The sequence below is a fragment of the Tenacibaculum skagerrakense genome (genome assembly GCF_004345825.1).
Classification (GTDB): domain Bacteria; phylum Bacteroidota; class Bacteroidia; order Flavobacteriales; family Flavobacteriaceae; genus Polaribacter; species Polaribacter skagerrakensis.
In genome coordinates, this window is the sequence record NZ_SLXM01000012.1 from 1 (window position 1) to 14,600 (window position 14,600).

At 29.8% G+C, this 14,600-nt stretch carries 15 protein-coding genes; all 15 read left to right on the plus strand.

Annotated features, from left to right (window positions below):
- The first annotated feature begins 116 nt into the window (after positions 1-116).
- The 15 genes from EV195_RS15385 to EV195_RS15455 all read left to right on the plus strand — a co-directional run bounded on the left by EV195_RS15385 (position 117) and on the right by EV195_RS15455 (position 14,580).
- Positions 117-620, plus strand: coding sequence for a DUF7738 domain-containing protein (locus EV195_RS15385; RefSeq protein WP_132795864.1), 504 nt, complete (start codon positions 117-119; stop codon positions 618-620).
- A 154-nt stretch (positions 621-774) separates the two neighbouring features.
- The gene (locus tag EV195_RS15390) at positions 775-1,416 is read left to right on the plus strand and encodes a hypothetical protein (RefSeq protein WP_132795865.1); all 642 of its coding nucleotides are present in this window, start codon (positions 775-777) and stop codon (positions 1,414-1,416) included.
- Positions 1,417-1,561: 145 nt separating this feature from the next.
- A complete protein-coding gene (locus EV195_RS15395) occupies positions 1,562-2,095 on the plus strand; it encodes a hypothetical protein (protein WP_132795866.1) in 534 nt (177 codons plus the stop codon).
- Positions 2,092-2,403, plus strand: coding sequence for a hypothetical protein (locus tag EV195_RS15400; RefSeq protein ID WP_132795867.1), 312 nt, complete (start codon positions 2,092-2,094; stop codon positions 2,401-2,403). Before EV195_RS15395 ends, EV195_RS15400 begins: the two co-directional genes overlap by 4 nt.
- 166 nt (positions 2,404-2,569) lie before the next feature.
- On the plus strand, positions 2,570-4,318 hold the full coding sequence (locus EV195_RS15405; RefSeq protein WP_132795868.1) for a DUF4209 domain-containing protein: 1,749 nt from the start codon (positions 2,570-2,572) through the stop codon (positions 4,316-4,318).
- A 157-nt stretch (positions 4,319-4,475) separates the two neighbouring features.
- The gene (locus EV195_RS15410) at positions 4,476-4,964 is read left to right on the plus strand and encodes a hypothetical protein (protein WP_132795869.1); all 489 of its coding nucleotides are present in this window, start codon (positions 4,476-4,478) and stop codon (positions 4,962-4,964) included.
- Positions 4,965-5,717: 753 nt separating this feature from the next.
- Positions 5,718-6,344: a hypothetical protein gene (locus EV195_RS15415; RefSeq protein WP_132795870.1), complete on the plus strand. Its 627-nt coding sequence runs from the start codon at positions 5,718-5,720 to the stop codon at positions 6,342-6,344.
- 1,354 nt (positions 6,345-7,698) lie between these two features.
- Positions 7,699-8,430 (plus strand): hypothetical protein, encoded by a 732-nt coding sequence (locus EV195_RS15420; protein ID WP_132795871.1) that lies wholly within the window; start codon positions 7,699-7,701, stop codon positions 8,428-8,430.
- Positions 8,431-8,541: 111 nt separating this feature from the next.
- Entirely contained in the window at positions 8,542-9,321 is a 780-nt protein-coding gene (locus EV195_RS15425; RefSeq protein WP_132795872.1) for a DUF5677 domain-containing protein, read from the plus strand.
- Between the two features lie 746 nt (positions 9,322-10,067).
- Complete coding sequence (locus EV195_RS15430; RefSeq protein ID WP_132795873.1) at positions 10,068-10,346, plus strand: barstar family protein; 279 nt, start codon at positions 10,068-10,070, stop codon at positions 10,344-10,346.
- On the plus strand, positions 10,347-10,718 hold the full coding sequence (locus EV195_RS15435; protein WP_132795874.1) for a hypothetical protein: 372 nt from the start codon (positions 10,347-10,349) through the stop codon (positions 10,716-10,718).
- A gap of 157 nt (positions 10,719-10,875) precedes the next feature.
- The gene (locus EV195_RS15440; protein WP_132795875.1) at positions 10,876-11,724 is read left to right on the plus strand and encodes an AbiJ-NTD4 domain-containing protein; all 849 of its coding nucleotides are present in this window, start codon (positions 10,876-10,878) and stop codon (positions 11,722-11,724) included.
- A gap of 150 nt (positions 11,725-11,874) precedes the next feature.
- Positions 11,875-12,477 (plus strand): FEKKY domain-containing protein, encoded by a 603-nt coding sequence (locus EV195_RS15445; protein ID WP_132795876.1) that lies wholly within the window; start codon positions 11,875-11,877, stop codon positions 12,475-12,477.
- 769 nt (positions 12,478-13,246) lie between these two features.
- Entirely contained in the window at positions 13,247-13,846 is a 600-nt protein-coding gene (locus EV195_RS15450) for a hypothetical protein (RefSeq protein ID WP_132795877.1), read from the plus strand.
- 236 nt (positions 13,847-14,082) lie between these two features.
- Positions 14,083-14,580 (plus strand): hypothetical protein, encoded by a 498-nt coding sequence (locus EV195_RS15455; protein WP_132795878.1) that lies wholly within the window; start codon positions 14,083-14,085, stop codon positions 14,578-14,580.
- The last annotated feature ends 20 nt before the right edge of the window (positions 14,581-14,600 follow it).

Sequence of the window (14,600 nt, forward strand, 5' to 3'; positions counted from 1 at the left end):
TCTATAAATCAAAAATTATAACTAATTTTAAATCATGAAAAATGAATGAAAAATTGCTGCTAAAATTATCGCAACTTTTCATACACAAATACGTTGTGCATAATCAAAAAAAACGAATGAAAAGAATATTATTTACCCTAACTTTATTATTAGTTATAAGTTTTTCTAACGCCCAAAAAATAGAAGTTGATTCTACAAACATTCTAACTTATAATGGAAAAAAAGTGACTTTGGATTTAACTCCAGATGAATTAAAAAAAGTGTTCGGAAAACCAGACAGAATAACTTTAAAACATAATATCATATGGACTTATGATAAGCTAGGTTTTATGGTTTATGTAAAGCCTGAAACTTTTAAAATCAATAACATTACAATCAATTTTAAAAAAGAATCATTCGATTTTTCACCTAAGGAACTGTTTAAAGGAGAACTAATCATTTATGGTTCAAACATTACTGAATTCACTAATTTTATTGAATTAAAGAGTATTGAAACTAACGCTAAAAAAAGGAACATGGGGAACGTTTACGGAATAAAAAGTCTTAAACATTCAATTTGGTTCTTCAAGAGTGAAAAAATTAAATCTGAATTATCAGGTTGTGAAATAAATCTGATTTAAAACTATGCACAACAAAGTGTATAATTAATTGCGGCTGAATTTCCTCAACGGAAATTCAATCTTATTAATTATCTTTCCGAAACATCGGAAAAGTACTCGCGTCCTTTTCCCGCAAAAAATCATACACAAATACGTTGTAAGCAATTAAGAAATAATGGAAAAGGAAATATTTGAAAAAGCATTTGCAGATAAATTGAATAAAAATTTCCCAAAATTCTCAAAATATTTTGATTTTAATTTAAAAGCGTTTAACGAACTGAACACTCTGCTTTTTGAAATCAATAAATGTCTATTGTTAGAATTTAATCGAGCTGGAATTACTTTGACAAATAACCTACTAGAGCGATTATTGAAACTAGCTCTCATTTATGACGAAGTTGGTATTGGACCAAAACCTATTGAGAGTTGGAATGATATATTTTCCGAGCCAAATAAAAAGTACAACCAAATAAAACTCGGAAATTCAATAGAACTCTGTAAAAAAAAGAAACTAATAACGGAAAAAGAAAAAATCATGCTGTTTGACCATATTAGAGTTCTAATGCGTAATGGATTCTCTCACGCGGATTCTACCGAAATCTTAGCTGGACTTCCTGACGATTCAATTATGCATCAAGCAACTCTTGATAACACTTCAGATATTCAAGAAGTGAAAATTAATCAAAAGATTATTCCATTCATGCAGGCTTTACAAATGCAAGATTATGCAAATGAAAATGCAGAATACTATTTTGATTACGTATTCAATTTAATTTTTAGAATTGAAGAAAGATTATTAAAAAAACAAGAACAATAAAACAGCTTACAACATGGTGTATAATTAATTGCGGCTGAATTTCCTCTCCGGAAATTCAATCTTATTAATTATCTTTCCGCAACATCGGAAAAGAACTCGCGTCCTTTTCCCGCAAAAAATCATACACAAATACGTTACCACACATTTGAAAAAACCAATCGAAATAGAATTAACATTTGTTAGAAAAGATTTTGAAGAGATCTATTTCAGTGGAAATCAAGCGAACTATTTCAAAAGTCAGACCACGAAAAAACCATTTCAAAATAGTTTGATTTCTGGACTTATATTTTCTCTCTTATTATATAATACTATAACAGAAAATTCTAGACATATTTTAACTATTGTTCTTGGAATCTTTTTTGTTTATAATATAACTCTGTTTTTGATTAAAGCTTATGAAATTTTTAAAAGAAGAAGTAAAGTAAAAAAATATTTAGATGGTGTAGAAAAAATTAAGAGTCATAGATTAATATTAACTGATACTTCGTTCGAAATAATACAAGAACATGAAAAGACAATTGAAAAGTGGACTGACTTTAAATCTTCCGAAATTAATGACTTGTTTATCTATCTATTATCCGAAAAAGAAAATTATCTAATTCCGAGTAAGTCAATCACTGAACAGGAATATATTGAGCTGACTAATATTGTAACTGAAAAGATAAAAGCAGAAATATGACAAAGAATATAATACTGAACATATTGCTATTTTCTGCCCTAGCCTTTCTACTTGTTATATTACAAGTCTTTATTTTTTGGTTTATGTATGGAGAAGGAACTGAATCTGGGAGAATAGCAGATTTATGGTATGTTAGTTTAATTTTAGAATATTTACCTTTATTTATCATTTTGAGTATTATATCGTTTAAGACATTCAAACGTTATAAAGACAAAGAATTTGATAAAGTAAAAGCGAACTTAATTTCCGCTTTAATATTGACAGTTTTATATTTATTAAGGTATGAAATTATAAACTTAATCGGATAAAAACGTGTGGTAACAATGTATAACCTCAATTACGGCGGATTCGACTTCGTCTGAATCCTCTCGGTAATTACTAACACTAGTTTTTAAACAAAATATGTAACTTTAATCCCGTAACAACAGTTATACAAATACGTTGTGCCCAATATAAAAATCCGTCAATCAAAGAATGTTTAAGAGTTTAAATGACTATTACGATTACTTAAAAAACGATAATGGTTTTGACCAAAAATTCGGAATTTCAAGTAATTTAACTTCTTTACGAGATAGCATTGAAGATATTGATGAAAAGAAAAAATGCACCTTCGAAATTTACTTTTCAGATTTTAATTTTAAACAAGGAAATTATGTACCTCTATTTTCAAATAGTGAAAGTAGTTATCCTTCACAATCTTTATTTGAAGATTTTGAATATATTAAATATCGAGCAGGTTTAAATGATTCTATAAGTCCAAAATATTTAGCGAAGTATAACCATTTACTTTGGGACAGTTCTCACAAACACATTGATTACGCAAAAAAAGCAATAGATTATTATTTCAAATTTATTAAATCTGCTCTTTTACCTAAAGACAACAATTTATCAAACAGAGGATTTTCTGAAATGTTTAAGAATCTGTTTGTGTTGTCACAAACAATAAATTACAAAAAAGATGATTCAATAAAATTTCTAATTGACAAGCTAGATACAGAAGATATTAATGGTTTTCAAAAATACTTGTTAATGGATTTTATCACAAAGAATAGTAAAAAACTGGATAAAGTGTATACTAATCGATTCTTTGCGTATTCAAAAGAAGTGATAGAAAAGGATTTATATACAGATTTAAATAAGGAGTATCTTCAACTATTAATTGATATATCAAAAAAACTAGGAAAATCACAAAGAGACTTTCATAACAAATTGGGCGATTGTCATATTGCTGATTCTTCAAAACATAAAGAAAGTTTTGTAGTACACGATTTTTATCTAAAAGCACTTAAGGAATATCAAAAAGCTGGAAATAAAAAAAAGATTGAAGAAGTAACCGTTCTAATTGAGAAAGCAAAAGATAATCTAAATTTTAAATCAATTAAGACTGAACATTCTAGTCCTGAATTACAAAAGTGGTACGACGCGCTAAATGAAATGACGACAAACCTAGTTGAAAAAGGAGAAAGCAAAGATATCTACGAGTACTTAATGTGTTCTGACAAAATTTTTCCGAAAGCTAAAGTCCTCGATGAGAAAATTAATTCCGTAATGATGGATTTAGTGAGTACAATGAGTTTTGATATTAATAGAAATGTGAGTGGCAATAAAGGTGGAATTAACTCATACTACATACATATTCAAAATTTTACATTACGCCATCTTTGGTTAGTATTTTCTAAAGGATTGAAAAACGGAAAAATCAGTTTTGATTCATTAAAAGATTTTTTAAAAAACAATACTTGGTATGGAGTTGAATTTTCAATAAAAAATCCAGCAGGTAAAACAGAAACTTATAATTGGTTACAACTTTTAACACCTGCACTAGATAGTTATTTCAAGCAATCAGAAATCGACATTAAAACAAATACAAACAGTTCATCTGGTTATATTTTATCTATTGATTCTTTAGTTTTAAAATTTGAAGGTATATTAAGAGAGTTTTCTAGATATAATGGAGCACAAACAATTGATATTAAGGAAAACGGAACACAGGAAAGAATTTCCTTTGAAAAATTATTAGAAAACGAAAAGTTTAAAGAATTGGTGCCAGAAGATGATATCGCTTTATTTAAATTTATGTTCACTTCAGAAGGAATGAATTTAAGGAACAATATTGCTCATTGCTTTTTTAAATCAAAAGATTATTCTGCTGCAATTATGTGGCTACTGATTTGCGCATTTTTAAAACTAGGAAATTATAAATTGAAAACTATAACGAAATAAAAATACTGGGCACAACAATGGCTATAAGTAATTGCTTGTTCTCGCCCACTTCTGAAAAACCTCGCGGATTTTCAGTTTGGTGCGTACTTGCAAAGTTAAGTGCTAACCACGCAACTACTTATAGCCGAGACCGTTGTAGCATATTTGAGAAAAAACTATGAATAAGATTCTGACATTATCAATTTTAATATTCCTTTCTTTTCTGAATTTTGGAAATTCATCAGAGTTAAAAGCTCAGGATAAAACGGAATATGAAAAAAACTTAAATATTGCATCTGAATTATATTTAGAAAAAAAGAAAATTCCAAAATCTATTTTAATAAAGTTAGTTCCAGAAAATGATAGTGAATTCGGAGCATATTATGCTACAACTGGACCTGATCATAAAATGGGTGAAACAGACTTTTTCTATGAAACTACAAGACTGATTTTTGAAAAAGTAACTTCGGAAAAAATTCCGCAATTTTACTTACCTAGTCTGAATCTCGCAAGTTATGCAGACGGAGAATATGCAGAGGAATTTTTAGAATATTTGGAATTAATCATAAATTCGGACAAAGAAAAATTTTGCAACTCATTGAGTAAAATAAAACACAAAAATCGTAATCCTATTAAATACTATTCTGAATTAAATAAATGTGAATAAAACATGCTACAACAGCGTGTATAATTAATTGCGGCTGAATTTCCTCAGCGGAAATTCAATCTTATTAATTATCTTTCCGCAACATCGGAAAAGAACCCGCGTCCTTTTCCCGCAAAAAATCATACACTAATCCGTTAGCAAATACTGTCGAAAATGATGTGAAGCTTTCTTTTTGATTAATAAAAGTCAGTTTCAAAATTTTGGTTTCTAATAATAATTCCAGTTCTATCCTTTTTTTAGAGAACTAAACGTTTTATGTGTCGGCTTTTTTGCCAACTTCTCTCCAACTTGATTGTCGGTTCTTAGTTTCTGTTTGAAACGTTTTTGTTTGATTCCGATAACTCCGCTTATTTTTAACTTTATGAAAGAACCTCTTTGAGTTTTAGCCAATTCTCGCTTAACGTTCTGTCCCGTTCTTTTTCTAAAAAAAGGCTTAATAAAAAACTCTAATCACGCAAACTAAATGCAATTAAGGCTTGTAATTATTTCTAATCTATTGGCTGAAAATTGCTCCTTTTTGTAAACGCAAGTATTTGCATTCTGACTCGTTTGCTTTCAGCATAAAATTTTCTAATCGCTTTAAACTTTGGCTAGTGTTCTCCAACATTAGCTAACATGGTGTATAAAAAATAGCTGCATTATCTATAAATCAAAAATTATAACTAATTTTAAATCATGAAAAATCAATGAAAAATTGCTACTAAAATTATCGCAACTTTTCATACACAAATACGTTAGGCACAAGTTAAAATAATGATACGACATCTAATATATTTCATGTTTTTGATAGTACTTTGGTCTTGTAAGCAACCTACTGACAATAAAAGTCAAAAAGAAGGAAAGCCCACACAGACGAAATCGCAATCAACATCTGTAGAACACACAAATGACTTGTCTTTCGATTATGACAAATTTGAAATCAAGAAAGGCCAACTAGGTGAAATCAAAATCGGAATGACCATATCAGAAGCGGAACAAAAATTCGATGGACTTAGAAAAGAAGTTGGACAAGCCACTGACTTTGGCTTTGGTGGAGGCAGTCCAGCTTATTTGTATTACGATAAAGACGACGTGGTATTTGGACTAATTCCCGCTCTTGATACGGAAATCCTTTTATTCATAATTGTCGCTTCACCACGCTTGACTACAATAAATGGACTCAACCCAAATTCAACGGTTAAGGAGATATCTAAACAATATCCTAAAGTTAAGGTATATCAAAACTTAATGAACAGTTGGGAAGAAATAAGTGACACTTCAAATAATTGGGACTTTGTATTTATGACTAACGAAAAAACTGTTGGAGACTACCCCGATTTAGAAAATCCGTCAGAATTGAAAAATATGGATATAAAAGCAGATTGGATAACTATAAAATAAAAACCAGTGCCTAACAAGGTGTATAATTAATTGCGGCTGAATTTCCTCGGCGGAAATTCAATCTTATTAATTATCTTTCTGAAACAACGGAAAATGACTCGCGTCCTTTTCCCGCAAAAAATCATACACAAATACGTTAGCAAACACTGTCGAAAATGATGTTTAGTTTTCTTGTTTATTAATAAAAGTCAGTTTCAAAATTTTGGTTTTTATTAGTAATTCCAGTTTTATCCTTTTTTTAGAGAACTAAACGTTTTATGTGTTGGCTTTTTTGCCTGCTTCTCTCCTACTTGATTGTCGGTTCTTAGTTTCTGTTTGATACGCTTTTGTTTGATTCCGATAACTCCGCTTATTTTTACCTTTTTGAAAGAACCTCTTTGAGTTTATAGAAAATGATCGCTTAACGTTCTGTCCCGTTCTTTTTCTAAAAAAAAGCTTTATACAAAACTCAAATCACGCAAACTAAATGCAATTGAGGCTTGTAATTACTTATAATCCATTGGCTGAAAATTGTTCCTTTTTGTAAAAGCTAGTATTTGCATTCTGACTCGTTTGCTTTCAGTATAAAATTTTCTAACCGCTTTAAACTTTGGCTAGTGTTCTCCAACATTAGCTAACATGGTGTATAAAAAATAGCTGTATTATCTATAAATCAAAAATTATAACTAATTTTAAATCATGAAAAATCAATGAAAAATTGCTACTAAAATTATCGCAACTTTTCATACACAAATACGTTAGCAAACACTGTCGAAAATGATGTATAGTTTTCTTGTTGATTAATAAATGTCAGTTTAAAAATTTTAGTTTTTAATAGTAATTCTAGTTTTATCCTTTTTTTAGAGAACTAAACGTTTTATGTGTTGGCTTTTTTGCCCGCTTCTCTCCTATTTGATTGTCGGTTCTTAGTTTCTGTCTGAAACGTTTTTGTTTGATTCCGATAACTCCGCTTTTTTTTTAACTTTTTGATAGAACCTTTTTGAGTTTTTAGCAAATTATCGCTTAACGTTCTGTCCCGTTCTTTTTCTAAAAAAAGGCTTTATACAAAACTCAAATCACGCAAACTAAATGCAATTAAGGCTTGTAATTACTTATTCACTTTTGGCTGAAAGTTGTTCTTGTTTATGAATGCTAGGATTTGCATTCTGTCTCGTTTGCTTAACACTTTTTATTTTCAAATCGCTTTTAACTTTGGCTAGTGTTCTCCAACATTAGCTAACATGGTGTATAAAAAATAGCTGCATTATCTATAAATCAAAAATTATAACTAATTTTAAATCATGAAAAATGAATGAAAAATTGCTGCTAAAATTATCGCAACTTTTCATACACAAATACGTTACCTACCATTTAAATGAAGATAGAAGAAGCCATAGAAAATTTGTATAAAGTATTTTCAAAATACACGACCTCTGATATGCATTATTGTGACTGTGGCTGTATAGACGAAAATGACGTAAAAAAATTGGCATCAAAGAAACTGCGAGAACTTGAAGAAGACGACTTTAGTTCATATCACGGAAGTGCACTTTATACTTGGGGTGATATTGAACATTATAAGCATTTCTTACCAAGAATTTTAGAAGTTCATAACGAAAAGAACGGAAAAGGACTTATTGGACTTTTTGAAATTACTTCAAAATTAGAATACGCAGAATGGGAAAATTGGGATAGCAATGAAATTAAAGCTATTAAAGACTTCATTTTTGCTGATTGGAATAGCTTTATTAACAAACAGCACTCTGAAATTGGGACAGATGATATTGAATATTATTCCTTCTTTTTTAAGCCAGAAGACCTTTTGAGTATTTGGGACTTGACTATAAATGAAAATAGCTTGAAAAATTTCGTGGCATTCTTCTATTATAATGGAACTGAAATAATAAACAAAGGACTGAAAATCAAAGACAAGATTTATAATAAAGAGTTCATGAATTTACTAAATCAGCCTGAGCTTTTGGATAAATTAGAAATTGAATTCTTTAAAGCAGACGAAATAAATAAAGACTATGCAGAAAAAATATCGATTGTAACACAAATGATTGAACAAGAAAAAACGGTAGGTAACAATGTATATAAAAAATAGGCGATACAGTAGTAAAATCAAGGCTTTTGGCTCGTATCAAACTTCCTGCTTAACCGAAAGTTCAGTGCTTCGAAATCGCCTACTTTTCATATACTAAACGTTAGCACACATATGACAACAATCGCACATTTAACAAACGAAGCAAGATTATTAGCAGAATTGGCTAATTCAAATTTAGGAAATTTAGCAGGACGTTGTCCAAACAAAATAGAGGTTCAAGATTACTATTTAGGAATTCTTCGCAGACAAGCGATTTTATTGTTGGATATGGAAAAAATTCTGAATAACAGAAATCCCGAATTGATAACAACACCATTTATATTACTTAGAAGTCTAATGGATGATTTTTTGCATTTATTATATTTAGAACTTCACGCAGATAGTGAAGAAGAAATAGTAAAAATCAATGCAAAAACTCATAAACAATCATTCAAATCACTCGAGGATTTAACAGCATCTAACCACAATCACTTTAATGGAGCCTACACGTTTTATCTGAACAATGAACAATTTCAGGCGCTAAAAGATACTTTTACAGGAAAAGCGGAAAACGATAAATATTTTAGCGATAAACCTCAGTTTAGATTTAAAAATTTTATTCCTCTTTCTCAGGTCGCTGATAACATCACTCACTCAAGAGAAATAGAGATATTTAAAGATAGAGCCTTTTATTTATGGAAAGAGTTTTCATCATTTGTACATTATTCAAACTCTTCATTTTATCTTGAAACTAATCCGAATCCCATAAATCTTCTAAAAATTGAGGAAGGATTTCAGTATTGCTATAACTCAATTTATCTTTCGTTCAAATATTTTGAGAGGACTTTAGGCATTCCTTTTACTGATAATGCGGAATTAAGAGGAAGACACGGAATAATATACGTGTGCTAACACCGTGTATAATTAATTGCTTTGGTCGTTGCTTATTTGGAAAATTCCTTCGGAATTTTCTCGCGTTCGTTTTTGTTTACTAAATTAGTTGCTTAAACACGCAACTAACCATACACAATCACGTTAGCAAACACTGTCGAAAATGATGTTTAGTTTTCTTGTTTATTAATAAAAGTCAGTTTCAAAATTTTGGTTTTTATTAGTAATTCCAGTTTTATCCTTTTTTTAGAGAACTAAACGTTTTTATGTGTTGGCTTTTTTGCCAACTTCTCTCCTATTTGAGTGTCGGTTCTTATTTTGTATTTGAAAAGTCTCTGGCTTTTTCCGATAACTCCGCTTATTTTTTAACTTCCTGAAAGAACCTTTTTGAGTTTTTAGCCAATTATCGCTTAACGTTCTGTCCCGTTCTTTTTCTAAAAAAAGGCTTTATACAAAACTCTAATCACGCAAACTAAATGCAATTAAGGCTTGTAATTACTTATTCACTTTTGGCTGAAAGTTGTTCTTGTTTACAAACGCTAGGATTTGCATTCTGTCTCGTTTGCTTAACGTATAAAATTTTCAAATCGCTTTTAACTTTGGCTAGTGTTCTCCAACATTAGCTAACATGGTGTATAAAAAATAGCTACATTATCTATAAATCAAAAATTATAACTAATTTTAAATCATGAAAAATGAATGAAAAATTGCTACTAATATTTCCGCAACTTTTCATACACAAATACGTTGGGCATAATTAAAAACGAATGAGAATTATCGAGATAAATGGGAACAAATTTTCAAATCAAAAAGGTTTTTATCGAGAAGTGGAATCAAAAATGACTTCAGGTTTAAATTGGAAAATTGGTCGAAATTTAGATGCTTTTAATGACGTTTTGTCTGGCGGATTTGGAGTTCACGAAGTGAACGAAAAATATATTTTAAAATGGCATAGAAGCGAAAAAAGTAAATCGGAATTGAAATATTTTGACAGAATAATAGAAATAATAAAAGAACACGAAAATATAGAATTACAATTAACATAAATGCTATTCTGGAAAACTAAAAATAGAATTGAACCCAAACAAGAATTTTACTCAAAGATTAAAGAGTATTATATTGGAATTGCTGAAAATCAAATCCCATTGGAATTACTAAATGAAATAATTTTAAAAGTAACAGACAGAATTTATAGTGATTATAAGCGATTTTGGAAACAATATCCTAAATCCCGAAAAAGGTATTCAACTTTAAAAATGGCAGATATTGAGAATCCATTCATTCACTTTATGATAACTGATTTTTTTCAAGAAAAGAATATCGCAGAAAGTTGGAATTTCTCAAAAATTCTGTTTAAAAAGAATGAAAAGGAATTTAATGAACATTTGGAATATAAAAACTGGTACGAAACGAAATAAAAACTATGCCCAACACCATATATAATTTATTGCTGGCAAATTGCTTACTTGCGAAAATCCTCGCGGATTTTCTTTGTCAGTTTTTATTTACTAAATTAGGTGCTTAACCACGCAACAAACCATATATAATCACGTTGTAAGCCATTAGAACCTAGAAATGAGATTTTCACAAAGAATAGGAAAAAGACCAATAAAAGTTGAACTTGAAAAGGAAAAGCTAAGTACTGAGCTTAGAAACTCTCTATGGACATTGATTATTGAATTAGTAATCGAATCCAAAAATGAAGATACTGATAGATTTAAAAGAGAAAAATGGACACCAAGAAGTAATTTTTTTAGGAGTATTTGGATACATTTTTTCAAAAGACCGATTGACAATCTTCCAATAAGTCATGATATTTATTATGGACAAGTTGAATATTTACAAGCTCAATATGAAATCAGAAAATGGTTTTATGGAGTTGAATGGGATTTAGCCTTAGACTTTGTTGAGTTTTGTGTGAATTATGACGCCAATATGTATTCAGATCAGTTCAATTCAATTCTAAAAAGAGAAATGTCAGCCTATAGATTTGTGGATGGAAGTTTAGTAGAAATTAATTCTAAAGAGGAAGTTGTTGAAATTGAAACTGCAATTAAAAACTCTGGGAAATTCAATTCTGTAAAAACCCATTTGAAAAGAGCAATTGAGCTTTATGCGGACAAAAAGAATCCTGATTATCGAAATTCGATAAAGGAATCAATTTCCGCTGTGGAGTCATTATCTAAAATAATTGTTCAAAACAATAAAACGACATTAGGTCAAGCATTAAAAATTATCGAGAAGAAACATAATATTCCCAAAAGCCTTAAGAGCGCATTTAGCTCTCTCTATGGCTATACCTCTGATGAAGGTGGAATAAGACATTCATTGCTTGAAAAAAACGTAAAAATTGACATGGAAGAAGCTCGATTTATGTTGATTACTTGTTCTGCTTTTGTTAATTATTTAATAAGTAAGAAATAAAACAGCTTACAACCAAGTGTATAATTAATTGCGGCTGAATTTCCTCAACGGAAATTCAATCTTATTAATTATCTTTCCGCAACATCGGAAAATGACTCGCGTCCTTTTCCCGCAAAAAATCATACACAAATACGTTGTAAAACATTGCTCATGAAAACCAATATATTGAAAACACTTCTCAAACTGACCTTTATATTAGTTTATGGAATTTCATATTCTCAAGTTGAGATTAACGGATATGTAAAATCTTCTATTACACGTGTAAAACCAATTTCAGAAATTTATGTTGAACTACTTAACAGCAAAAAGCCTCTTTTGGAGAGAATGACAATAGCAGACAGTTTAGGTTTTTTTCGAATTAAAAATCTGAAACCATATAAACTTTATGAAGTTCAACTTTCAGTTTTTGGATATGATAATCAAGTTTTTAAAATAAAAACCAACGACGGAATTACCAAAACGACTCTAATCATAGAAGCTCACTGTGAATATAACAAAGAACAAGCAGACGAAGACTGGAATAATAATAGGGCAAAATTACTTTTAGTTGGATCGATTGCGCCAAGAGCAAACTCTCTATCTGATACAAGGTTTGAGAAAAAATATGGAATAGAATATTTTGACTTTGGTTGTACACCTCCAACTGAGGAGTGCATAAAAATATATAACAAGCGAATATTTGAACTCATGGATGAAAAGTATGGAAAAATATGGCGTAAGAAAGTTCGATCTGATGTTGAATATTTAAACTAAAAAAACGTTTTACAACACCGTGTATAATTAATTGCGGCTGAATTTCCTCGGCGGAAATTCAATCTTATTAATTATCTTTCCGCAACATCGGAAAACTACTCGCGTCCTTTTCCCGCAAAAAATCATACACAAATACGTTAGCAAACACTGTCGAAAATGATGTATAGTTTTCTTGTTGATTAATAAATGTCAGTTTAAAAATTTTAGTTTTTAATAGTAATTCTAGTTTTATCCTTTTTTTAGAGAACTAAACGTTTTATGTGTTGGCTTTTTTGCCCGCTTCTCTCCTATTTGATTGTCGGTTCTTAGTTTCTGTCTGAAACGTTTTTGTTTGATTCCGATAACTCCGCTTATTTTTAACTTCTAGAAAGAACCTTTTTGAGTTTATAGAAAATGATCGCTTAACGTTCTGTCCCGTTCTTATTCTAAAAAAAGGCTTTATACAAAACTCAAATCACGCAAACTAAATGCAATTAAGGCTTGTAATTACTTATTCACTTCTGGCTGAAAATTGTTCCTTTTTGTAAAAGCTCGTATTTGCATTCTGTCTCGTTTGCTTTCAGTATAAAATTTTCAAATCGCTTTTACTTTGACTAGTGTTCTCCAACATTAGCTAACATGGTGTATAAAAAATAGCTGCATTATCTATAAATCAAAAATTATAACTAATTTTAAATCATGAAAAATCAATGAAAAATTGCTACTAAAATTATCGCAACTTTTCATACACAAATACGTTGTGCATAATGTCCCAAAACCGCAGAAATCAATGAAAAACCTGAATGGAACTTGGTTAAAAATTAAAACAGGAGACGACTATTGTCGGCCAGAATTTATTGAATTTACTAATGACCAAATCATCCATTTTGAAATTGAATTAAAAACTGGAAACGAATTATCAAAAGTCCGAACTGAATGGAGCGAAAAACTTTCCGAATCAAAATTTGAATTCGTAAATGACAATCGAATACGAATATTCAGAATGGGAAAAACTCACACTGTGTTGAGCGAAACTGAATCTAAAACAGAGGACACTGAATTTTCGACTGACTACGAAAGAATCGAACCAACCAAAACGGAGCTTGAATCTGAAAAAATTGAAACGCTAGAATTCAAAGCAGAATGGAAAAATGAAAAAATACCCTTTAAATTCAACACGGTTTTGGACAGTTCAGTTATCCAAGAAATAAACAAAAGAATGAAAAGAAGCGGACGAAAACTGGTATTGGAAAATTTACAAGGAACCTATTTTGCTTCGATTTATGATAACAATGAACGAGAAAAACTAATTGGAATAAAGGAAATTGACGAGAAAAAGGCAGTTCTATTTGGTTTCCCAGAAAAACCATACGAAATTAAAGCTGAATAAAAACACTATGCACAACACCGTATATAATTTATTGCTGGCTTCTCGCCTACTTACGAAAGTCCTCGCGGACTTTCTTGGTTGGTAATTATTTACTAAATTAGGTGCTTAAACCACGCAACAAACCATATACAACAACGTTAGGTGTAATTGCAGAGCGGAACTGCACATTGAAAAAATAATTACATAAAAATGTAACAATTCATTATTATTTTCTTCAAATAGTAAAACAAATATTTATGAATATAAAAACAGACTTTAACAAATACTATTTTGAAATTATTGAAAATGGAAACTCAATTTGCAAATTAACGTCTGATTCTAACTCAATCGGAAAAACAAATTATTTAGGAGATTCTATTGAGTTTAAAACAAAAGATAAATGGTGGGAAAGATATCAATATTCTATAATTAAGAATTCAAAAACTATTGGCTCTATCAATTTTAATTGGCTTCTTGATAGTATAATAACGATTAATCAAAAAGGACTAGAAAAAAAATACATATTAAAAATAAATACTTTTAAGCAGGAATTCAATCTGTATGATGACAATAAAATTCATTTATTAAAGTACAAAAAGACTAAAGGTGATTTTTCAATTTTTGAAATAAACTGTAAAATCATAAAACAACCAGAGGAAATGATTGATTTAAATGAATTAATTATTTATTCATACTACCCAGCATTTCTAATCATGCACGGAACATTAATTAATCAAATGAATGGTGGCGGATAATAAAAACTACACCTAACACC

Bases quoted from the DNA above. Each gene is read 5' to 3' on its own strand.
- EV195_RS15385 (WP_132795864.1), top strand. From the start codon at position 117: ATGAAAAGAATATTATTTACCCTAACTTTATTATTAGTTATAAGTTTT.
- EV195_RS15390 (WP_132795865.1), top strand. From the start codon at position 775: ATGGAAAAGGAAATATTTGAAAAAGCATTTGCAGATAAATTGAATAAA.
- EV195_RS15400 (WP_132795867.1), top strand. From the start codon at position 2,092: ATGACAAAGAATATAATACTGAACATATTGCTATTTTCTGCCCTAGCC.
- EV195_RS15405 (WP_132795868.1), top strand. From the start codon at position 2,570: ATGTTTAAGAGTTTAAATGACTATTACGATTACTTAAAAAACGATAAT.
- EV195_RS15410 (WP_132795869.1), top strand. From the start codon at position 4,476: ATGAATAAGATTCTGACATTATCAATTTTAATATTCCTTTCTTTTCTG.
- EV195_RS15415 (WP_132795870.1), top strand. From the start codon at position 5,718: ATGATACGACATCTAATATATTTCATGTTTTTGATAGTACTTTGGTCT.
- EV195_RS15420 (WP_132795871.1), top strand. From the start codon at position 7,699: ATGAAGATAGAAGAAGCCATAGAAAATTTGTATAAAGTATTTTCAAAA.
- EV195_RS15425 (WP_132795872.1), top strand. From the start codon at position 8,542: ATGACAACAATCGCACATTTAACAAACGAAGCAAGATTATTAGCAGAA.
- EV195_RS15430 (WP_132795873.1), top strand. From the start codon at position 10,068: ATGAGAATTATCGAGATAAATGGGAACAAATTTTCAAATCAAAAAGGT.
- EV195_RS15435 (WP_132795874.1), top strand. From the start codon at position 10,347: ATGCTATTCTGGAAAACTAAAAATAGAATTGAACCCAAACAAGAATTT.
- EV195_RS15440 (WP_132795875.1), top strand. From the start codon at position 10,876: ATGAGATTTTCACAAAGAATAGGAAAAAGACCAATAAAAGTTGAACTT.
- EV195_RS15445 (WP_132795876.1), top strand. From the start codon at position 11,875: ATGAAAACCAATATATTGAAAACACTTCTCAAACTGACCTTTATATTA.
- EV195_RS15450 (WP_132795877.1), top strand. From the start codon at position 13,247: ATGAAAAACCTGAATGGAACTTGGTTAAAAATTAAAACAGGAGACGAC.
- EV195_RS15455 (WP_132795878.1), top strand. From the start codon at position 14,083: ATGAATATAAAAACAGACTTTAACAAATACTATTTTGAAATTATTGAA.